We start from the raw sequence: 21611 nt of genomic DNA on the forward strand, positions 1-21611 counted from the left end.
CGAATAGCTACGGAAGCGCGTATCCAGAAAGAAACCCGTGCGCAGGCGCACAGTTCCGGCTGTCATCTTCTTTCACCAAAACGGCGGTGAAACGGGAGTTGGCACCTACTCGCGGTAGGTTGCCAAGACGTCATCGGGCCCGGTCCCTCGGTCTTTCTGGATAGCAGCGTAGGACGAAGATACAACACTGCCACAAAAACAACCCCACGTCGAAATCAGACCAAAAAACTGCGGCCCCGGCCCACGCCAACAAGGGCGCAGGCCGGGGCCGTTTGGCATAACGAAAAGAACGAAGGCTAGTCTTTCTTCACGCAATTGGGGACGGTTTTGCCGTCCTTTTTCTTGGTGCCCTCCTGCTCGTAGCCTTTCCAGCAGGGGTCTTTTTTGGCGGTGCTTGCTTTTTTCGTCGGCATAATCGGGTGGGTTGCGGTGAGAAAAAAGACGGTGGCCAATGCGCCGGGCCACCTTCAACACTCAGCCGCTGGCGCTGCGGCTCCCGTTGCTTTACGGAGCCAGCGCACGGAGGTTCCCCAACATCCGGCCTACAGCGCCCACGCCGGCCACGCGCTGCCCGCCGCAAACACGGCCGGCTCGGGCGGCAGCTCCAGAAATGCGGTGGCGCCCACAAGCCCCATCATGTCGCCGGAGCCGCCCACGCGCAACGGCGTGGCCAGACGGCGGCCCTCGGCGTCCACGGCCAGACGCACGGGCACGAAGTGCGTGAGCGGGGGCTTGAAATTGATGTTCGCGGTGAGCACGGCCGGTTGCGGGGCCTCGTCCGTGGCGGCCGCTTCGGCGGCGCCTTCGGGCTGTTGCACGGCGCGCAGCCAGGGCCGCACGTAGCGGCAGGCCGTGATGAAAGTCGACACCGGATTGCCGGGCAGCCCAAACACCACCGGCCCGCCGGCCCGCGCCCCAAACCACAGCGGCTTGCCCGGCCGCTGCTGCACTTCGTGAAATATTTCCCTGACGTGCAGTTCGCGCAGCAGGCCCGGCAGGTGGTCGGCGCGGCCCTTGCTCACGGCGCCGCTCAGCACCACGGCGTCGAAGCCCGCGCCCAGAATTTTGGTGAGGCCGTCGCGCAGTTCGTCCAGCGCATCGGGCAGGTGGAACAGGGAAACGTCGGCCCCCTGCTGGCCGAAAAGCGCCTGCAAGGCATAGGCGTTAGACCGCCGAATCTGGTGCGGCAGCGGCGTTTCCTGAATGCCCACCAGCTCGTCGCCGGTGCTCACTACGGCCACGCGGGCGGCGCGCGTTACCTGCATTTCGGCGGCGCCCACGGTGGCGGCCACGGCCAGTTCGGCGGGCCCGAGGCGGGTGCCGGGCAGCAGCAGGGCCTCGCCCGCGCGGCGGTCGGCGGCCTGGTGGTGGATGTTGACGCCGGGGGCTTCGGGCGGCGGAATCTGGACGGTGGCGCGGTTGTCGTGCAGCAGGATGTCCTCGTAACGGACCACCACATCGGTACCGGCGGGGAGCACGGCGCCCGTCATCACCTCCACTGCTTGCCGGGGGCTGAGCAGCGGCCGGGGCGGGGCGCCGGCGTACTGGGCGTGTTGGATTTCAAACTCGGTCTGGCCCCCGGCCCAGGCGGCGTGGGCCACCGCAATGCCGTCCATGGCCACCCGGTTGAAGGGCGGGAAGTCGCGGTCGGCCGTCAGCGTCTCGGCCAGGATGCGGCCAGCGGCGTGGGGCAGGGCGACGGTTTCAGTCGGCAGGGGGCGGGCCGTGGCGAGTACGCGGGCCGTGGCTTCGGCGGGAGTGAGCATGGAGAATTTTGTTGCGGTGCGGAACAGGGGGAACGCAGGTCAAAGAAAACAGCCCGTCATGCTTCGGCTGCGCTCAGCATGACGGGCTAAGTATTTTTTCGTTGACGCTACGGAATCAACCGGTCCTCGCGCAGCTGGGCAAACAAATCAAAGAAGGAATCCTCCGTTGACTGGAACACGGTGAAGCCGCGCTTGCGGCTGTTGGCCATGTCGGTTATCACTTCAATGGGCCGGCCCAGGTCCAGGTCGGTGTGCCAGGGCGAAGCCAGGCGGCTCAACTCTGCCTCGGCCAGGCCGTGCTTGGTGGCAATTGCACGCCACAGCTCCGCGTCGCCCGCCATTTCGGCTTCCAGCGGGTGGATGCTGCCATCGAAACCCACGGCCGGCACGCCAAACCAATCGGCCAGGCGGCCCCACAGCTGGCTCCAGCGGAAAACGTCGCCGTTCACCACGTTGTAGGCCTCGTTGCGGGCGGCGTCGGTGGTGGCGGCCCACACCAGCTGCTTAGCGATGACGCGGGCATCGGTCACGTCCGACAAACCTTCCCACTGGGCCTTCGAGCCGGGCCAGCGGAACGGCCGGCCGGTTTCCTTGCAAATGCTGGCGTACACGGCCAGCGTGGTGCCCAGGTTCATGAGGTTGCCCACCGCTTTGCCGATGATGGTGTGCGGCCGGTGGATGCTCCAGGTGAAGCCGTCGCGCGCGGCGGCGTACACTTCGTCTTCCTGGGCGTAGTAAAAATTGTCGAGCGCCAGCCGGGGCTGCGACTCGCGCAGCGGCGTGGGCGGGGCCACCCCGCCGCTCACGTACGCTTCAAATGGCCCCAGATAATGCTTCAGACCGGTTACCAGCGCCACGTGCTGCACCGAATGCTTTGGGCCGAGCACGGCCAGCAGGTTGCGCACCATGGCACTATTCACGCGGATGTTCTCCGCTTCGGTGTCGTTGCGCATCCAGCTGGTGATGAAAACGTGCGTGGGCCGAAGGTCGGCCAGGGCGGTTTCGAGGCTGGCTACGTCCAGCAGGTCAGCGGCCACGGGCTGCAGGCCGGCGATGTCGGTGCCGGGGCGGCGGGCCAGGCCGTAGGTGGTCCAGTTATTGGCCAGCAGTTCCTGGGCCAGGTTGCTGCCGATGATGCCGCTGGCACCAACAACTAATGCGGTATTGCTCATGATGAAAGTCGAAAGGAATAGAGCCGGCCCGGATGGGTCGGCGCGACGGGTTTCGTCGGATTGCCGGGGCGGCTTGGCCCGGTGCCGGGTTGGAAACGGCTGCCAGTCTCAATAGTTTGCGGCAAAACAATTGGCTGCTGAGTTGGCTAAGTGAGAAGCAGCGCGGACTTTTAGTCCGCGACACCGGTTGTCCTTTGGCGCCGCCAACCAAAAGTTCGCGCCATAATCTGCCCAACGATTAGACGCCATTATGCGTCTCTACGGCCTATGCTTACCAAGAATTTTACCCACGTCAACGCCGCCAACCAGCCCACCATGGTGGATGTGGGCCAGAAAACGCCCACCCGCCGCGTGGCCCGTGCCCACTGCCGCGTGGTGCTGGGCGAAGAGCTGCTGAGCCGCGTGCAGGCCGGCGAAATGCCTTCGCACAAAGGCCCGGTCATCCACACGGCCATCCTGGCGGGCATCATGGGGGCCAAAAAAACGGCCGACCTCATCCCCCTCTGCCACCCGCTGGGGCTCGACGATTGCAGCATCACCATCGAGCCGGAGGGCGCCGATGCCCTGCGCGTGGTGTGCACGGCCGTGGTCACGGGCCGCACCGGCGTGGAGATGGAAGCCCTGACCGGGGCCACGGTGGCCGCGCTCACCATCTACGACATGTGCAAGGCCTTTTCCCACGACATTGCGATTGACAACGTGCAGCTTATCACCAAAACCGGCGGCAAGAAGGATTTCAATCGATTTGAAAATTTGTAAATTCCGGCATGGATAGTCTGCCTAGTTCAACCGTAAAACGCTTCAAGCACGCCGCCCTTGCCCGTCCCGACGTGGGCGAATTTGGCCGCCACGAGCTGGCCATTCTCGGCGCGCCCTGCGGCGACATTCAGACGCTGGTGGCCCGGCTGCTGCCCCACCTGGCGCCGCAACTGCGTGTGGCCTACGTGGATGCCGACCACGCCGCCGGCGACGCCGCTGCCGAAGGTGCTGCTGCCGCCGCGCCTGCCAAGCCCGTGCCCTACGTGGCCAAGAACGGCCTCTCCGCCGAGCTGGTCGATAAAATCACCTACCGCCAGCTCAACCTCACGCGGGCGCTGGACCGCTTCACGCAGCCCGAGCTGCTAGCCCACGACAGCGTGGTGTTGGTGAACGGCAACCACTTCCGCGCCCGCCAGCAGGTTGTCGTCGTCGACCCGCGCAAGCCGCTGGACAAGAAGCTCGACCGCCTCACCGACGTTCGTCTCATTCTCCTCGCCGATGGCCAAGTTGAGCTGCCGGCCGTGCTGGCCGAGCACCTCAGCGCCGCGCCGCTGCCGCTGGTGCTGCGCTTGGCCGAGACCGAAAAAATAGCCGCTTTCATCAAGCAATGGTACGCCCAGGCGGTGCCGGTGCTGCGCGGCCTCGTGCTGGCCGGTGGCCGCAGCGAGCGGATGCAGACCGACAAGGGCGCCCTGCACTACCACGCTCTCGACCAGCGCCAGCACACCGCCGCGCTGCTGGCCGAATTTTGCCCCGACGTGCGCGTGTCCGTTCGCCCCGACCAGGCCACCGAGCTGCCCGGCGGCCTCACCGCCCTGCCCGATACTTTTCTGGGGTTGGGCCCGCTCGGGGGCATCCTGTCCGCGTTTCAGGCCGACCCCAACGCGGCGTGGCTGGTGCTGGCCTGCGACCTGCCTTTCCTCACCCGCGAAACCCTGGAATACCTGGTGAGCAACCGGCAGCCGGCGCGCATGGCCACTTCGTTCCGCAGCCCGTGGGACGAGTTTCCTGAGCCGCTGGTGAGCATCTGGGAGCCGCGCAGCTACGGGCAGCTGCTGCGGTTTCTGGGCCTGGGCTACTCCTGCCCGCGCAAGGCCCTGATTAATTCCGACATCGAGCTGCTGCACCCGCCCGTGCCCGAGGAGCTGCGCAACGTGAACACGCCCGACGAGCGGGCCGCGGCCACGCAGGAGCTGGCCCAGCGGCCGTAGCGGCCGGGCCTTTATGCTGCCATCGGAGATAACCGCCCCACGGGCGGTTATTTTTTTGCGCTGCGATTCAGACAATTATTGGGAGTATGGTCGTTTAAGGCCGGTGCTGGCACGTTTTTGAATAACGAGCCCCTGACACACCTTATCAATCAATCGTATTTCATTATGAAAAACACTGCAATCGTAGCTGCCGCGCTTCTGGCCACGGCCGCTGTTTCTTCGGCGCAGGCGCAGGACGTGCGCTTCGGCCTGCGCGCCGGTGCCAACTACTCCAACCTGGCCGGCGACATTAAAAACGAATCGACCTACAACAACAAAGCCGGCTTCCTGGGCGGCGTGATGGTGAACGTGCCCGTGCTGGCCGACGGGTTCTTGTCGGTGCAGCCCGAAATCCTGTACTCGCAAAAAGGCTTCGAGAACAAGCCCACCGAATACACCAACCTGCTAGGCGCCAAGCAAAAGCGCGAAGGCAATGTCAATTACAACTACCTCGACGTGCCGGTGCTGCTGAAAATCAACGCCGGCGGCTTCATCGTCGAAGCCGGGCCACAATACTCGTACCTGATTAGCTCCAACAACGAAACCAAGTACACCACCACCCCCGCGCTGGGCGGCACCCCCACCGTAACCGAAACCCAAAACAAAAACGACGTGAGCGGCCTCAACCGCAACGAGTTGGGCTACCTGGCCGGCGTGGGCTACCAGGCCGACAACGGCCTGAGCCTGAGCGTGCGCTACACCGGCGCCTTCAGCGACTTCGTGAAGAGCGACAACAACACCTACTTCAACGGCGACCTGAACAACGCCCGCCACTCGGCCTTCCAGCTCTCGCTGGGGTATCTGATTCCGAGCAAGTAAGCCCCAGGCCGATGGCAAAAAAGCCTGCCCTCCATCCGGAGAGCAGGCTTTTTTCATGCTAGAAATGACGTTTACGGGTGCGCGGCCACCCACTCCGTGCCGTCCTCGTATTCTTCGCGCTTCCAGATGGTCACGACTTGTTTCAGCGTATCGATGATGAACTGGCAGGCGGCGAAGCTCTCGGCGCGGTGCGGCGTGGCCACGGCCACCACCACGGCCACGTCGCCGAGCTCTAACGTGCCTTTGCGGTGCACCACGGCCACTTCCTGCAGCATGGGCCACTTTTCGTAGGCTTGCTGCACCACGTGCCCCAGCTGGGTGAGGGCCATGCTGTCGTAGGACTCGTAGTGCAGCCGGCGCACCGGCCGTCCGCCCGACTGGTTGCGCACCGTGCCAATAAAGGAGTTGACCGCCCCGGCCGTGTCGGTTTGCACGGCCGCGAGGGCGGCGGCAATGTCAATGGGCTGGTCGGTGATGGTGAGGGTAGGGGTCATTTGTCAGTTAACAGTTGTCAGTGAGCAGTTATCAGTTGCGGATGCTTGTTGAACAGCATTGTTCACTGCGCACTGATAACTGTTACCTGGAATCAGCCGCCGGCCACGGGCGGGATGAGGGCAATTTCATCGACGGTGTGCAGCGGCTGGTCGTGCGAGGCGTACTCGTTGTTGACGGCCACGGCGCAGCTGCGCAACTCGCCCAGGGCGGGGTATTGGCGGCGCATTTCGGCCAGCAGCTCGCCCACGGTGGCGGGGGCCGGCGCGGGCAGCTCAATCACCGACGTGCCCACGATGTCGCGGGTGATGCCGAACAGGGAAATTTTTAATGACATATCTTTCGACGTAAACGTGTGGGCGAGCCAAGGCCGCCGGTCTAGTGGCCCGCGGCACCCACCGCGCCTGAACACCTTTGGCGCCGGGCGGGTTATCGCAAGCCGGCAGTCTTACGTACAGCCGGACAAAATTGGTGATAAACGTGCTTCCAACTTCTGCTTCCGTGACCCCGCCGGCCGTTGCGCCCCTCTACGACCAGCACGGCCGGCCGCTGGAGTATCTGCGCTTGGCCGTGACGGACCGCTGCAACCTGCGTTGCTTCTACTGCATGCCCGAAGAAGGCATCAAGTACATGCCCAAGCACGAACTGCTGAGCTACGAGGAAATGCTGCGCCTCACGGGCCTGCTGGCCACGCTGGGCGTGCGCAAAGTGCGCCTGACGGGCGGCGAGCCCTTTGTGCGGCGCGACCTGGTGCCCTTCATGGAGCGCCTGGCCGAGCTGCCCGGCATCGATGATATCAGCCTCACCACCAACGGCGTGCTCACGGCGCCGCACGTGCCCGCCCTGGCCCGCCTGGGCGTAAAAGCCGTCAACCTCAGCCTCGACACGTTGGACCGGGAGCGGTTCTTCCACATCACGCGGCGCGACGAGCTGCCGCGCGTAATGGAAACGTTTTACGCGTTGCTGGAGGCCGGCATTCAGGTGAAAATCAACGCCGTGGTGATGGACGGCCAGAACATTGCCGACCTCATTCCGCTGGCCGAGCTCAGCCGCCAGCTCCCCGTCGACGTGCGCTTCATTGAGGAAATGCCGTTCAATGGCGGCAGCCACGAGGCCGGCCCCGCCTCGCTGCCTTGGAACCACCGGCGCATCCTCCAGCACTTGGAGCAGCATTTCGGCGCGCTCGCCCCGGTGCCCACGCCCGCCGGCGCCACCGCCTCCGAATACACCATAGCCGGGCACCGCGGCACGGTGGGCATCATTGCGGCCTACTCGCGCACCTTCTGCGGCACCTGCAACCGCCTGCGCCTCACGGCCGAAGGCGGCATCAAAACCTGCCTCTACGACCAGGGCGTGCTCGACACCCGCGTCCTGCTGCGCGGCGGTAAAACCGACGAGGAAATAGTAGCTGCCCTCGCCGCCGCCTTCCGCTACCGCGCCGCCAACGGCTTCGAGGCCGAGCGGCAGCGCCCGCTGCACCAGCTCAGCTTTGAGAGTATGGCCACCATCGGGGGCTAAAGTCGGAGCGGTTGCTTCTAAGTTACTTCGGAGTGCAGGAGGAAGGTTGGGAAGGAAAATACAGGCTTGCGCATCACGTCAGCAGCTTATTAAGGCAACTACTGTTCTGCTGTGGCTGTACCGACTTCCGCGTGCCAGCCCTGAAAAGTTAGAATAGCAGGCAGAAAATAGTATCGTCGCTATGAGTTTGTTTAAATTTATTCACTTTTTAATCATGTGTTAGCAAGATGGTTAGCCTACATTAAGGACATATCTTTGTTGCCTTATTAATTATACATTATTTAGGCAATGTCCTTTTCTACACGTGTTTCTGCTTCCGACGCTCTTCCTCCGGCCGCGGCCGAGGTTGAATCGCGCAGCAGCAAAACCGTGGAAGAAGAGCTACTTGCCTTGCGAGCAGCCCTGGCTGCTGCCCAAGCCGAAGCTGCTACCGCGGCCCAGCGCCTTGAAGAGCAGCAGGATTTTTACGAAACCATCCTCAACAACCTGAAGGTGGAAGTGGTGGCCTTCGACGCCGAACACCGCTACCGGTTCGTGAACGCCCTGTGCTTCAAAGACCCGCAGGTGCGGCGCTGGGCTATTGGCAAAACCGATTTTGACTACTGCGAGCTGCGCGAACTGCCCGTGGAGCTGGCCGAAAACCGGCGCCGGGCCTTTGCGCAAGCCGTGCAGTCGCGCACCGAGTCGCGCTGGGAAGAAACCTTGCCGTCGGCCACGGGCCCGCGCCGCATCCTGCGCCAGTTCATTCCCGTGTTTCAGCCCGATGGCCAGCTGCGCACGGTGGTGGGCACGGGCACCGACATCACCAAGCGCTGGCTGGCCGAACAAAAGCTGGCCGAACAGCGCGAATTCTACGAATTCACCCTCGACCACATCCCCTGCGACCTCGGCGTGTTCGACGCCCAGGGCCGCTACCTGTACGTGAACGCCGTGGGCATCAAAGACCCCGTGCGGCGCAGGTGGGCCATCGGCAAGGACCATTTTGAGTACCACGCCCGCTACGGCCACCCCCTCGCCCAGGCCGAGGAGCGCCACGCCCGCATCATGGCGGCGTTTGAAGGGGGGCAACTGGTCACGTTCGAAGAATCGTTGGACCGGGCGGGCGGCACCCGCCACCAGTTGCGCTGCCTGCAGCCCGTGTTCCACGCCGACGGCACGCCGCACCTGCTGGTGGCCTACGGCATCGACATCACCGAGCGCGTGCTCACGGAGCAAGCCCTGCGCCACGCCAAGCTGGCGGCCGAAAGCGCCGTGCGGGCCCGCGAGATTTTCCTGGCCAACATGAGCCACGAAATCCGCACGCCTATGAACGCCATTCTGGGCATGAGCCAGCTGCTGGCCAAGACGCCCCTGGAGCCCGACCAGGACAGCTACCGCCAGGCCATCGCCACCTCGGCCGAGCACCTGCTGGTCATCATCAACGACATTTTGGACCTCTCCAAGCTGGAGGCCGGCAAGATGACGCTGGAGCACGTGGGCTTTGAGCCCGCTCAGCTGCTGGCCGAAGTGGACCAGACCCTGCACTACCGCGCCGTGGAGAAAGGCCTGGCCCTGCTGGTGCGCGCGGCGCCCACCGTGCCGCCGGTGCTCATCGGCGACCCCTACCGCATTCGGCAGGTGCTGCTGAACCTGGCCGGCAACGCCATCAAGTTCACCGACGCGGGGCAGGTGAGCGTGAGCTGCGACTTCGTGCCCGGCCCCGACGGCGAGCTTGGCGAGGTGGTGTTTGAGGTGGCCGACACGGGCGTGGGCATCGAGCCGGAATTTGTGCAGAAGATTTTCCAGGAGTTCAGCCAGGAAGATTCGTCCGTGACGCGCAAGTTTGGCGGCACGGGCCTGGGCCTGAGCATTTGCCGCAACCTGCTGAGCCTGATGGGCAGCGACGTGCAGCTGGAAAGCGAGAAAAACCAGGGCACGGTGATGCGCTTTGCCCTGCGCCTGCCGGTGGGTACTGTGCACGACCTGCCGCCCAAGGAAGTACTGCCGCCCGACAGCCCCATGCGCAACGACCTGCGCAACAAGCAGGTGCTGCTGGTGGAAGACAACCGCTTCAACCGCCAGATTGCCAAAACCTTCCTCACCCACGCCCACGTGCAGGTGACCGAAGCCGAGCACGGCGCCCTGGCCGTGGAGCTGGCCCGCCACCAGCCCTTCGACCTCATTCTGATGGACATTCAGATGCCGGTGATGGACGGCTACGCGGCCACGGCGCTGCTGCGCCGGCAGCTGGGGCTCACCACGCCCATCGTGGCCCTCACGGCCAACGCCATCAAGGGCGAGCGCGAAAAATGCCTGGCGGCCGGCATGAGCGACTACCTGGCCAAGCCCTTCAAGGAAGAAAGCCTGCTGAAAGTGCTGAGCAAGTGGGTGCTGCCCCCCGGCGCCCCCGCCGAGGCCGCCGAAACCCCGGAACCGGCGCCCGAGCCCCTGCCGCTGGCTGACTCGGACGGGGTGCAGCTTTACCAGGTCGACGAGCTGCTGAAGGTGGGGCAGGGCGACACTGACTTTGTGGCCTTCATGCTGGACACCTTCCTCGAAAGCTGCGAAGAAGCCCTGCGTGAGCTCGCCGAGGGCCTGCAACGGGCCGACATCGGCCTGCTGAAAGACGCCGCCCACAAGCTGCGTCCCAACCTGGTGCACCTGCGCGCCCTGCACCTGCTGCCGCCCGTGGAAGCGCTGGAACAATGGCAGGGCGAGTTCCGGGCCGATGCTCTGGAGCCGTTGGTGGAATCGATGGGCTTGTTGCTGCGCGAAATCATGCTCCAGATTCGCCTCGATTTGGAGGAATAGCCTTCGCCGGCAACTTCTGAGCGAGCCGGGGCGTTGGGGGAGCTTGTAGTTTTGCAAAACCGCCCGGGCCCGGCCCGCGGCGCGGCGCGTGAGGACCCGTGTTTATGATTTCGTTGACTGCATCGGCCCGGCCGATATCGCGCAAGGCCCACCGCGTGGCCGTGGGCGCCTTGTTTTTTTTGTTGGGCCTGTGCTTTGCGACCTGGGCGTCGCGCATTCCGAGCGTGCAGCAGCGCATGGGCATCTCGGAGGCGGCGCTGGGCGGCGTGCTGCTGGCCATTCCGCTGGGGCAGCTGCTGTCGCTGCCCTTCACGGGCTGGCTGGTGGCCCGCGAAGGCAGCCGCAAGGTGGTGCTGTGGGGCGTGGTGCTGTACGCCGCCGCGCTGCTGGGCCTGGGCTGGGCCAGCAGCCTCTACCAGCTGGTGCCCTGCCTGGTGCTGTTTGGCGTGGGCGGCAACCTCACCAATATTTCCGTGAACACCCAGGCCGTGGGCGTGGAGCGGCTCTACAAGCACAAGCCCATCATGGCCTCGTTTCACGGGCTCTGGAGCCTGGCCGGGTTCGTGGCGGCGGCCATTGGTTCGTTTATGATTGGGCACGCCGTGGTGCCGGGCCTGCATTTTATTTTCATCGCGCTGTTCATTCTGGCGGGCCTGGCCGTGAGCGCCGGCTACACCGTGCGCCAAGACAGCGGCGTCGACCCCGACCAGCCCATCTTCGTGAAGCCCGACAAGGAGCTGCTGGGCTTGGGCGCCATTGCCTTTTGCGCGCTCATCTGCGAAGGGGCCATGTTCGACTGGAGCGGCGTGTATTTCAAGAAGGTGATTCAGGCCGACAAAGACTGGGTGGGTGCGGGCTACACGGCCTTCATGAGCACCATGGCACTCGGCCGCTTCGGGGCCGACTGGCTGGCCCACCGCCTGGGCCCGAAGCGCGTGATTCAGCTCTGCGGCCTGCTCACGGCCAGCGGCTTGCTGATTGCGGTGCTGCTGCCCATGCTGCCCACGGCCCTGCTGGGCTTTTTGCTGGTGGGGTTTGGCACCTCGGCGGTGGTGCCGCTGGTGTACTCGGCGGCCGGCAAATCCACGCACATGTCGGCCGGCATGGCCCTGGCCTCGGTCTCTACGATTGGCTTTTTCGGCTTTCTGCTGGGCCCGCCGGTGATTGGCATGGTGGCCGGAGCCACCAGCCTGCGCGTGTCGTTTGCGCTGATTGCCTTGATGGGGCTGTGCGTGTCGGCGGTGGCGGGCCGGGTGCGGGTGTAGGGCATTGGGGAGATGAAAGCTGGGGAGAAGGGAAGAAAAAAAGAACGGTCATGCTGAGCGAAGCCGAAGCATCTCTACTGCGGCAGTGATTCCAACATTTAGGTTAGCATTGCGGTAGAGATGCTTCGGCTGCGCTCAGCATGACCGTTTTTTCTATTCTCGTAATAACCCAATCCAAAACATCTCATGCCCGAACCCTCACAAGTGACCAAATACGCCTGGGACGACATGCCCAAGGAGCAGCTATCCGACCAGCTGTCGCGCCGCCTCATCACCGGCGATAAAATGATGCTGGCCCACGTCTACCTCAAAAAAGGCTGCATCGTGCCCCTGCACCACCACGAAAACGAGCAGATTACCTACATTCTGGAAGGCGCCCTGCGGTTTCACATCGGCTCCGAAGACGGCGAGGAAGTCATCGTGCGGGTGGGCGAAGTGCTGCACATTCCCTCCAACGTGCCGCATATGGCCGAAGCGCTGGAAGACACGCTGGACGTGGATATTTTCAGCCCGCCCCGCCAGGATTGGCTGGATAAATCGGACGACTACCTGCGTCAGAAATAGCCGCATGGACCTCGGACTACAAGGCAAAGTGGCCCTGGTGGCCGCCGCCAGCAAAGGCCTGGGCCGCGCCGTGGCCGAAGAACTCGCGGCCGAAGGCGCCGCGCTGGTGCTCTGCGCGCGCCATGATGACGCGCTGCAAGCAACCTGTGCCGCCCTAGAGGCCGCCCACGGCGTGCCCGTTCTCGGCCTGACCGCCGACGTGGCCAACCCCGCCGACGTGGCCCGCCTGGTGCAGGCCGCCCAGGAGCGGTTCGGCCGCATCGATATTCTGGTGACCAACGCCGGCGGCCCGCCCGCCGGCACCTTCGACACGCTGAGTGCCGAGCAGTGGCAAGCCGCCACCAACCTGCTCCTCACTAGCGTGGTGGAGCTGACGCGCGCCGTGCTGCCCGGCATGAAAGCGCAGGGCTGGGGCCGCATTCTCAACATCACTTCCATCTCGGTGAAGCAGCCGGTGGAAAACCTCATGCTTTCGAACAGCCTGCGGGCGGCCGTGACGGGCATGGCGCGCACGCTGGCCACGGAAGTCGCGCCGCACGGCATCACCGTCAACAACATTCTGCCCGGCTACACGCGCACCGAGCGCGTGGTGAGCCTGGCCGACGCCACGGCGGCCAAGGAAGGCATTTCGGCCGCCGACGCCACGGCGCGCTGGGAAAATCAGATTCCGATGCGGCGGCTGGGCGAGCCGCGGGAGTTTGCGGCGCTGGCGGCGTTTCTGTGCTCGGAGCGGGCCAGCTACATCACCGGCACGTCCATCCCGGTAGACGGCGGCTGGATACGCTCGCTGCTGTAACCTCTGCGGCGCGTTGCGTATAACAAAACGTCATGCTTACTCTGGCGCGGACGCCAGAGTAAGCATGACGTTTTGTTTTGCCTGGCCTTCTCCCACCGCTCGCATTTTTCATTTTGACCGAAACCCTCACCCACCGCCAGAAGATGCTCACCTTCGCCGGCATTTTGCTGGCCATGTTTCTGGGGGCGCTGGACCAGACCATTGTGAGCACGGCGCTGCCGCGCATCGTGGCCGATTTGCAGGGGCTCGATAGGTTTACGTGGGTGGCCACGGCCTACTTGGTGGCCAGCACGGCGCTGGTGCCCATCTACGGCAAGCTGGCCGACATGTACTCGCGGCGCACGATTGAGGTGGCGGCGGTGAGCATTTTCCTGGTGGGCTCGATGCTGTGCGGGCTGGCGGGCGAGTTTGGCCCGCTGCCGCTGCTGGGCGATGGCATGAACCAGTTGGTGGTGTTTCGGGCCATTCAGGGGCTGGGCGGGGCGGGGTTGTTTGCCATGGCCTTCATCGTCATTGCCGACCTGTTTGCCCCGGCCGAGCGGGGGCGCTATCAGGGTTTTACGGGGGCGGTGTTCGGCACGTCGTCGGTGCTGGGGCCGCTGCTGGGCGGCTTTCTTACGGACCGGGGCACGGGGCTGATTCCGGGCGTGGCCGGGTGGCGGCTGGTGTTCTACGTGAACTTGCCGCTGGGCGCGCTGGCCCTGTGGTTTATCCTTACCCAAATGCCGCCGCTGCGCCCCACCACCCAACCCAAGAAGTTCGATTTCCTGTCGGCTGTGCTCTTGATGGTGGGCCTGGGGCCGCTGGTGGTGGCTTTGCAGCTTAACAAAGTCACGTATGGCTGGACATCGCCGCTCACGCTGGGCTTGCTGGCGGTGGCCGTGGCGGCGCTGGGCCTGTTTGTGGGGCGCAGCCTGCGGCACGAAAACCCCATTCTCAACTTCGGCTTGTTCAAAAAACCGGTGTTTCGGACGGCCAATGCGGCGCTGTTTCTCATGGGCGGCGCGTTTTTGGGCGTCATCATTTTCGAGCCGCTGTTCATGGTGAACGTGCTGGGCGAAACGGCCACCCGCGCCGGCATCAGCCTCATTCCGATGTCGCTGGGCGTAGTGACGGGCTCGATGCTGGCCGGGCAGATGGTGTCGCGCTTCGGCCACTACAAGCGCTGGATGCTGGCCGGGCTCTCGCTGCTGCTCGTGGGCCTGTCGCTGCTGGCCACCATGCCGGTAGACGTGCCCTACTACCGCGTGCTGCTGTACCTGGCCATCTGCGGGCTGGGCCTGGGGCCCACCATGCCGCTCTACACCCTGGCCGTGCAAAACGCCACCGAGCCCGCGCTCATGGGCCAGGCCACCTCGGCCAGTCAGTTTTTTCGGCAAATTGGCGGGGCCATTGCGGCGTCGGTGCTGGGCACGGTGCTCACCCTCACGCTGGCCCAAAACCTGCCCGCCACCGCCGCCAGCCCCGCCACCCAGCAAACGGTGGTGGCCGAAGGCCCGGCCTTGCCCGCTGCTACTGCCACGGGCCCGCCCACGGAGGCCATGCGGCAGGCTTTCTCCAAAGCCATTTCGCGGGTGTACTTTTTCAACATCTTCCTCGTGGTGGGCGGGCTGATAATGACGCTGTTTGTGCCCGAACTGCCCCTGCGGAAGGCGAATGAGAATGTGCCGGTCGCGGTCGAGTAACAACGCCCCCGGTCTAATGGCAAAGCCGTCAGACCGGAGCGTTAAGCTATTACTTGCCCAGCCCCACCCAGCCGCGTTGCATGGCGTAGTACACGGCCGTACCTACCACCAAGCCCACCAAGTAGCCATACGGCAGCCCCGCGCACAGCAAGCCCACCAGCAGTGCCACCAGCAAGTCGCTGCGCTCGGCGCTGATGTCGCGCAGCAGCGTGGCCAAGGACAGCGCCTCAAACAGCAGCAGCACGCCCAGCACCGGCAGCGGAAAAATCTGCACCACCTCGGCAAAGCCCTGGCTGAAAAACAGCCCCATCGTCAGGAAAAGGCCGCCGTAGATGACCACCGAGCCCCCGGTGCGGGCCCCAAACGCGTAGTGCCCCACCATGCCGCCCGAGCCGTGGCACACCGGAAAGCCGCCGAGAAACGGGTTCACCAGATTCATGAGCGCGTAGGTGAAGCTGATTTTGCGGGTGGTAAGCTGGCGCTCGGGGAATAAATCGTGCGCCACCTGCCGGGTGGCCAGCACCGAGTTGCCGAGCGACAGCGGAATCTGGGGCAGCGCCAGCAGCAGGGCGCCGGTGAGGATATCCGGCGTTTGGGGCAGGTGCCAGGCGGGCAAGTGCAGGCCGATGGCCTTTTGCGCGGTGGCCAAATCGAGCTTGAAGACCAGCGCATACGCCACGCCCAGGGCGATGACGAGCAGCGCCGCCGGCCAGCGCCGGTTGCCGAACAGCACCACCGTGACCACAAAAGCGGCCGCCGCCAGCGCGTAGCCCGCCGCGCCGTCGGCCCCCACGTACTTGGTGAGGGCCAGCGTGGCCAGCTGCATGGCCAGCCCAAACTGAATGCCGCGCACCACCGCCTTGGGCACCAGCCGCGCCAGCGCATCAATCAGCCCCGTCACCGACAGGAAAAACATGCTGACGCCAATGGCCAGCCCGCCCCCAAAAATGATGCGTCCGGGAAGTTTCTGGGCAATGACCAGGGCCGCAAACGCCTTGAGCGGCTGCACCGGCATGGGCATGCGGTACCACAGCCCCGAAAACACCTGCATCAGCCCGAACATGATGAGCACCCCGGCGCTGTCGACGCCCGAAGCGGCGATGACGCCGATGAGCAGCGGCAAGTCGGTGCCCAGGTCGCCAAACGCGCCGGCCAGCTCGTTGCGGTCGAAGCGCAGGGACGGGCGGGTGGGAGCAGGGGGCGCAGGTTGGGTTTGGGTGAGCATCGTGCAACTATTTCTTGTTGTCCCGCAAGCGCGCCAGTTCGCTGGCTTGCTCGGCGGCTTCGCCCAGGTACTCGCCGCTGGTGTAGCCTTTACGGAAGCGCAGCGGCTTGAGGCGCTTGCCCAAGGCCTCCACGGCCATTTCGTGGTCGAGGGCGCCTTCGTTATGGGCCAGGAACACCGTGGCCACGCCGTTGCCAATGAAGTTGGTGATGCTGCGGGCTTCCGACATAAACCTATCCACGCCCAGTAGCAGGGCCAGGCCATCCACTGGTATCACCTTCATGGCCGTGAGCGTGCTGGCCAGCACCACGAAGCCGCTGCCTGCCACGCCCGCCGCCCCCTTGGAAGTCACCATCAAAATACCCATCATGGTCAGAATCTGAGCCCCGGAAAGGTCGACGTGGAAGACCTGGGCCAGAAATAAGGTCGAGAGGGAGAGATAGATGGTGGTGCCGTCGAGGTTGAAGGAATAGCCCGTGGGCACCACCAGCCCCACCACCGGCTGGGCACAGCCCATGCGCTCCAGCTTTTCCATGAGGCCCGGCAGGCCGGCTTCGGAGGAGGAAGTGCCCAGCACAATCAGCAGCTCGGCTTTGAGGTATTTCAGGAACGACCACATGCCCACGCCGCAGTAGCGCAAAATGGCCCCCAGCACCAGAAATACAAACACGCCCATCGTCAGGTACACCGTCACCATCAGCTTGCCCAACGGCAGCAGAGTAGCGATGCCGTACTTCCCAATGGTGAAGGCCATGCCTCCAAACGCCCCAATGGGCGCCAGCAACATGACGAGGTGCAGCCCCCGAAACACGTATTTCGAGGCTTCTTTTAGGAAATGGATGACGGGCTTGCGGCCGGCGTATCGGCTGAGCGCAATGCCCAGCGCAATGGCCACCAGCAGCACCTGCAGCGTGAGGTTGTCGGCCAGAAAGTGACCCCACGAAAACTCCGTGGCCCGCTTCGTGAATTCGCCCACCTTGCCCGTGTCGAGCCGGCCGGTGCTCACGCCCGCGCCCGGCCGCACCAGCGCCGCCACGCCCACGCCGATGAGCAGCGCCAGTGTGGTCACAATTTCGAAGTACAGCAGCGCCTTGCCGCCAATGCGGCCCACCTTCTTCAAGTCGCCCATGGTGCTGATGCCGAGGGTAATGGTGAGAAAGATGATGGGGTTGATGAACAGCTTCACCACGTCGATGAAGCGCTTGCCCAGGGGCTCCATCTGCACGGCGGCGGCGGGCGCAAAGTGACCCAGCAGCGCCCCGGCAACTATGGCCAGCAGCACCCAAAACGTAAGGTTGCGGGTGAGTTTTTTGAATTTCATAGGCGGCGGGTAGGGGCGGAAAGGAATTGCAAGAACGTCACGCTAAAAAGAACGTCCGTGCGGAAGAACGTCATGCAGCGCGCAGCATCTTGCCCGCCACCGCCAATCCTTTCGTTGAACGATTGGTTTACTTGCTGCGGGCAAGATGCTTCGCTACGCTCTGCATGACGTTCTAGATATCCACTTCGCCCACCCAATGAATCCTGCCATCCTGCTGCCCGCCGCCAGCTACGAATTCGCCAGCATCCAGAAGGTGAGCGGCGCTGGCCCACCCATCCCCGCCTCCGACCAACTCGCGGCCGAAGAGCCGCTGGAAATCCGCATCGGCTACGAGGCCGACGGCCAGCGCCAGCACCGTACCCTGTCGGTGACCATGCGCACGCCCGGGCACGACGAAGAGCTGGCCGCCGGCTTCCTGCTCACCGAGGGCCTCATCCACGCCAAAGCCGACCTGCTGGGCGTCATTCCCTGCCCCGACGTGCAAAAGGCCGAAGAAGCCGGCAACGTGGTGCGCGCGGAGCTGGCCGCGCACGTGCAGGTCAATTTCCAGGCCATGGAGCGGCATTTCTACACCAGCTCCAGCTGCGGCGTGTGCGGCAAAACCAGCATTGATGCGGTCCGCACCGCCTCCTGTCCCGTGCTGCCCACCGATGGCCCGCACCTCCGCTACGCCACGGTGCACCAGCTGCCGGAGAAGCTGCGCGCCGCCCAGGCCGGCTTCGAGCAAACCGGCGGACAGCACGCCTCGGCGCTCTTTTCGCCCGAAGGGGAGCTGCTGCTGCTGCGCGAAGACGTGGGCCGCCACAACGCCCTGGACAAGGTCATTGGCGCCGCGCTGCTGGCCGGCTGGCTGCCGCTGCACCGGCACGTGCTGCTGGTGAGCGGCCGCGTGAGCTTCGAGCTGGTGCAAAAAGCGGCCGCGGCGGGCATCGGGATTCTGGCGGCGGTGGGGGCGCCGAGCAGCTTGGCCGTGCAGGCGGCCGAGAGCTTTGGGATGACGGTGCTGGGCTTTGTGCGCAACGACCGGTTCAACGTGTACTGCCACGGCTGGCGATTAAGCAGCGAAGCGTAGCACAAAATCTATGGCCCAAGCCCCGGCCGATGGCAACGCCTGCCAGAGCCTTGCGTTAAACCAAGCACACATTCCCGCCCCATTCCCATGAAACTGCGCATCGAAGACGACACCCTCCGCCTGCGCCTCTCCGATGGCGAGGTGCGCGAATTTGCCGAGCAGGGCCGCGTGGAGGGCGCCGTGCATTTTGGCCTCGGCCCCGAGCAGCGCCTGACCTACGCCCTGGAGCGCGGCTCCGAACGCCCCCAGACCATGCCCAACGAAGAGCCTGTGCAAATCCACTACGAGCCCGGCGCCCTGACCGTGCTCGTGCCCTTCATCCTGGCCAAAACCTGGGTTGAAACCGACCAGAACGGCTTTTCGCACGAGCTGCCGTTGGCTGACAATCTGCATTTGCGCATCCTGGTGGAGAAGGATTTAGACTGCAAGCACTAAGGAAATGTTAAGGGTTGGGTGTTGAATGTTGAGTGCTCCGGCAGCCTCTGAAGATTCGGCCCTTTTGCATTCAACATTCAACACTTTAAAACTCAATCTTTCAAGATGCCCGATACTCCCAACTCCCCGCAAAACGACCCGAGCAAGGCCGGTCGCTCCCACGAGCAAGGCGCCCAAGATAATGCGCCCAAAAGCGGCGAGCGGCCCGCCCAGGGCAGCGCCCCCGCGCCCAACCACTACAAATCCGACCCCAACCGAACCCACGTGCACGCCCACATTCCTGCCCCCGACGTGGCCAACGCCAAGTACCAGCACCCCGTGCTGGCCCAGCCCCCCGAAGCCCTCACCGGCCTGCACCTGGAGGAGCGCCAGAAAATTGCGGCCGGCGTCACGGCCGTGCTCAAGTCCATGCAGTTTAGCTGGAGCGAGGCGGGCATGACGCGCGGCACCCACGCGCTGCTCAAAATGAACCAGAAGGACGGTTTCGACTGCTCGAGCTGCGCCTGGCCCGACCCCGACGAGCACCGCTCGGTGGCCGAGTTTTGCGAGAACGGCGCCAAAGCCGCTGCCTCCGACTCCGACCACCGCGCCGCCGGGCCCGAATTCTTTGCCAAGCACAGCCTGGCCGAGCTCTCGCGCATGACCGACCGCGACCTCAACAACGCCGGCCGCCTCACGCACCCGCTGGTGAAGCGCCCCGGCGACAACCACTACTCGCGCATTGCCTGGCCCGACGCCTTCGACATCATTGCCAGGGAATTGAACGCCATGGACTCGCCCGACGAGGGCATTTTCTACACCTCGGGCAAGGTGCCCAACGAGCCGGCCTTCCTGTTTCAGCTGTTTGTGCGCGAGTTCGGCACCAACAACCTGCCCGATTGCTCCAACATGTGCCACGAGAGCAGCGGCTCGGGCCTCACGCCCACCACGGGCCTGGGCAAGGGCTCCGTCACGCTGAATGACATCCACGAAGCGGAGGTGCTCATCATCATGGGCCAGAACCCGGGCACCAACCACCCGCGCATGCTCTCGGCCCTGCAAATCGCGAAGAACAACGGCGCCAAAATCATCAGCGTGAACCCGCTGATTGAAGCCGGCCTCAACCACTTCCGCAACCCGCAGGACTTCATGAACCCGCTCAAGGCGCTGGGGGCGCTGGTGGGCGGCGGCACCCCGATTACAGACGTGTACCTGCAGGTGCGCATCGACGGCGACATGGCCCTGCTGCGCGGCATCATGAAGCATTTGTTTGAGGCCGAGGAACTGAACCCCGGCCAAGTCGTGGACCACGCGTTTGTGCAGGAGTTTACCACTGGGTTTGAGGAGTTCAAGCAGAACATCCTCAGCACCAGCTGGGAGGACATTGAGGAAGTCAGCGGCATCAGCCGCGCCCAGCTGCTCGAAGCGGCCAACCTCATTGCCCGCAAGCAGAAAATCATCGTGTGCTGGGCCATGGGCATCACGCAGCAGCGCCAGGGCGTCGAAACGGTGAAGGAAATCGTGAACCTGCTGCTGATGAAAGGCGCCATCGGCAAGCCCGGCGCGGGCACCTGCCCCGTGCGCGGCCACTCCAACGTGCAGGGCGACCGCACCATGGGCATCTGGGAGCGCATGCCGCAGCACTTCCTCGACTCATTGGAGAAAGAATTTGGCTTCACGCCGCCCAAAAAAGAGGGGTTCGACGTGGTGGAGTCCATCAAGGCCATGCGACTGGGACACACCAAGGTGTACTTCAGCCTGGGCGGCAACCTGCTGGCCGCCGGCCCCGACACCGAAGTCATTGCCGAAGCCATGCGCAAGCAGAAGCTAACCGTGTACGTGGGCACCAAGCTCAACCGCGGCCACCTGGTGACCGGCGAAACCAGCCTGCTGCTGCCCACCTTCGCCCACGCCGACATCGACCTGCAAAAGGCTGGCCACCAAATGACCAGCTGCGAAAACTCCATGGGCGTGGTGAGCCAGAACAAGGGCGTGCTGGTGCCCGTGGCCGGCGACCAGCTCAGCGAAGTGGCCATCATTTGCGGCATGGCCATTGCCACGCTGGGCAGCAAAACCAAGACCGACTGGGTGGCCATGACGGAGAACTACGACGTCATCCGCGACCACATTGCCCGCGTCATTCCCGGCTTCGAGGACTACAACATGAAGCTGCGCAAGCCGGGCGGCTTCTACCTGCCCAACGGCCCCCGCGAGCGGAAATTCACCACCGACAACGGCAAGGCCAACTTCTCAAAAACCACCTTGGAGAAGTACCCCCTGGAGCCCGACCAGCTGGTGCTGATGACCGTGCGCTCGCACGACCAGTTCAACACCACCATCTACGACTACAACGACCGGTACCGCGGCATCCACAACGAGCGCCGCGTGCTGTTCATGAACCCCGCCGACATGGAAGCCCGCGGCATCAACGCCAAGGACCTCATCGACATCACGAGCCACTACAAAGGCGAAGAGCGCCGCGTGGAAAAGTTCGTGGCCGTGCCCTACGACATTCCCAAAGGCAACGTCTCGGCCTATTTTCCGGAGGCCAACCCGCTGGTGCCCATCGGCTCGGTGGCCAAAGTAAGCAACACGCCCACCTCCAAATACGTGGTGGTGACGGTGGTGCCGACGGCCATTAACAATCCGCTGCGCATGAAAGCGCGGGAGGAAATGTTGGCGGAATAATGCTCCCTTCGGCTT

The 21611-nt window shown here is 64.3% G+C and carries 18 protein-coding genes and 1 riboswitch; of the genes, 12 read left to right on the plus strand and 6 right to left on the minus strand.

The window, feature by feature from the left end; translation table 11 throughout:
- Positions 1–59: 59 nt before the first annotated feature.
- A riboswitch (SAM riboswitch) is annotated at positions 60–167 on the minus strand.
- Between the two features lie 375 nt (positions 168–542).
- On the minus strand, positions 543–1766 hold the full coding sequence (locus tag JAO73_RS08635) for a molybdopterin molybdotransferase MoeA (RefSeq protein ID WP_198976668.1): 1224 nt from the start codon (positions 1764–1766) through the stop codon (positions 543–545).
- 107 nt (positions 1767–1873) lie between these two features.
- Positions 1874–2938 carry an SDR family oxidoreductase gene (locus JAO73_RS08640; protein WP_198976669.1) on the minus strand — a complete coding sequence of 355 codons (1065 nt, stop codon included), beginning with the start codon at positions 2936–2938 and terminating at the stop codon, positions 1874–1876.
- A 267-nt stretch (positions 2939–3205) separates the two neighbouring features.
- Between JAO73_RS08640 and moaC the strand changes: the two genes are divergently transcribed.
- The 3 genes from moaC (at position 3206) to JAO73_RS08655 (ending at position 5766) form a co-directional block, all read left to right on the plus strand.
- Entirely contained in the window at positions 3206–3697 is a 492-nt protein-coding gene (gene moaC / locus JAO73_RS08645) for a cyclic pyranopterin monophosphate synthase MoaC (RefSeq protein ID WP_198976670.1), read from the plus strand.
- 8 nt (positions 3698–3705) lie between these two features.
- Positions 3706–4908: an NTP transferase domain-containing protein gene (locus tag JAO73_RS08650; RefSeq protein ID WP_198976671.1), complete on the plus strand. Its 1203-nt coding sequence runs from the start codon at positions 3706–3708 to the stop codon at positions 4906–4908.
- Between the two features lie 165 nt (positions 4909–5073).
- Positions 5074–5766 (plus strand): porin family protein, encoded by a 693-nt coding sequence (locus tag JAO73_RS08655; RefSeq protein ID WP_198976672.1) that lies wholly within the window; start codon positions 5074–5076, stop codon positions 5764–5766.
- Between the two features lie 71 nt (positions 5767–5837).
- Here JAO73_RS08655 and JAO73_RS08660 read toward each other — a convergent pair whose 3' ends face one another.
- Both JAO73_RS08660 and JAO73_RS08665 read right to left on the minus strand, forming a co-directional pair.
- Entirely contained in the window at positions 5838–6260 is a 423-nt protein-coding gene (locus JAO73_RS08660) for a molybdenum cofactor biosynthesis protein MoaE (RefSeq protein ID WP_198976673.1), read from the minus strand.
- 92 nt (positions 6261–6352) lie between these two features.
- A complete protein-coding gene (locus JAO73_RS08665) occupies positions 6353–6595 on the minus strand; it encodes a MoaD/ThiS family protein (RefSeq protein ID WP_190925231.1) in 243 nt (80 codons plus the stop codon).
- Between the two features lie 143 nt (positions 6596–6738).
- Between JAO73_RS08665 and moaA the strand changes: the two genes are divergently transcribed.
- The 6 genes from moaA (at position 6739) to JAO73_RS08695 (ending at position 14876) form a co-directional block, all read left to right on the plus strand.
- On the plus strand, positions 6739–7776 hold the full coding sequence (moaA, locus tag JAO73_RS08670; protein ID WP_317191211.1) for a GTP 3',8-cyclase MoaA: 1038 nt from the start codon (positions 6739–6741) through the stop codon (positions 7774–7776).
- A gap of 288 nt (positions 7777–8064) precedes the next feature.
- Entirely contained in the window at positions 8065–10566 is a 2502-nt protein-coding gene (locus JAO73_RS08675) for a hybrid sensor histidine kinase/response regulator (RefSeq protein WP_198976674.1), read from the plus strand.
- 104 nt (positions 10567–10670) lie between these two features.
- Positions 10671–11831, plus strand: coding sequence for an MFS transporter (locus JAO73_RS08680; protein ID WP_190925236.1), 1161 nt, complete (start codon positions 10671–10673; stop codon positions 11829–11831).
- 186 nt (positions 11832–12017) lie between these two features.
- On the plus strand, positions 12018–12395 hold the full coding sequence (locus JAO73_RS08685; RefSeq protein ID WP_198976675.1) for a cupin domain-containing protein: 378 nt from the start codon (positions 12018–12020) through the stop codon (positions 12393–12395).
- Positions 12396–12399: 4 nt separating this feature from the next.
- Positions 12400–13191 carry an SDR family oxidoreductase gene (locus tag JAO73_RS08690; protein WP_198976676.1) on the plus strand — a complete coding sequence of 264 codons (792 nt, stop codon included), beginning with the start codon at positions 12400–12402 and terminating at the stop codon, positions 13189–13191.
- A 113-nt stretch (positions 13192–13304) separates the two neighbouring features.
- A complete protein-coding gene (locus tag JAO73_RS08695) occupies positions 13305–14876 on the plus strand; it encodes an MDR family MFS transporter (RefSeq protein ID WP_233168936.1) in 1572 nt (523 codons plus the stop codon).
- Positions 14877–14925: 49 nt separating this feature from the next.
- On the opposite strand, the gene JAO73_RS08700 is transcribed toward JAO73_RS08695, so the two are convergent.
- Complete coding sequence (locus JAO73_RS08700) at positions 14926–16101, minus strand: putative sulfate/molybdate transporter (protein ID WP_198976677.1); 1176 nt, start codon at positions 16099–16101, stop codon at positions 14926–14928.
- Between the two features lie 7 nt (positions 16102–16108).
- Positions 16109–17422, minus strand: a complete 1314-nt coding sequence (locus JAO73_RS08705; RefSeq protein ID WP_198976678.1) for a cation:dicarboxylate symporter family transporter — start codon at positions 17420–17422, stop codon at positions 16109–16111.
- A 196-nt stretch (positions 17423–17618) separates the two neighbouring features.
- Here JAO73_RS08705 and fdhD point away from each other — a divergent pair, with 196 nt between their 5' ends.
- From fdhD to JAO73_RS08720, 3 genes are all read left to right on the plus strand, one after another.
- On the plus strand, positions 17619–18494 hold the full coding sequence (gene fdhD / locus JAO73_RS08710; protein WP_198976679.1) for a formate dehydrogenase accessory sulfurtransferase FdhD: 876 nt from the start codon (positions 17619–17621) through the stop codon (positions 18492–18494).
- Between the two features lie 87 nt (positions 18495–18581).
- Entirely contained in the window at positions 18582–18929 is a 348-nt protein-coding gene (locus JAO73_RS08715; RefSeq protein ID WP_198976680.1) for a DUF7009 family protein, read from the plus strand.
- 105 nt (positions 18930–19034) lie between these two features.
- A complete protein-coding gene (locus JAO73_RS08720; protein ID WP_198976681.1) occupies positions 19035–21596 on the plus strand; it encodes an FdhF/YdeP family oxidoreductase in 2562 nt (853 codons plus the stop codon).
- The last annotated feature ends 15 nt before the right edge of the window (positions 21597–21611 follow it).

The organism is Hymenobacter miniatus (assembly GCF_016427455.1).
Lineage (GTDB): Bacteria > Bacteroidota > Bacteroidia > Cytophagales > Hymenobacteraceae > Hymenobacter > Hymenobacter armeniacus.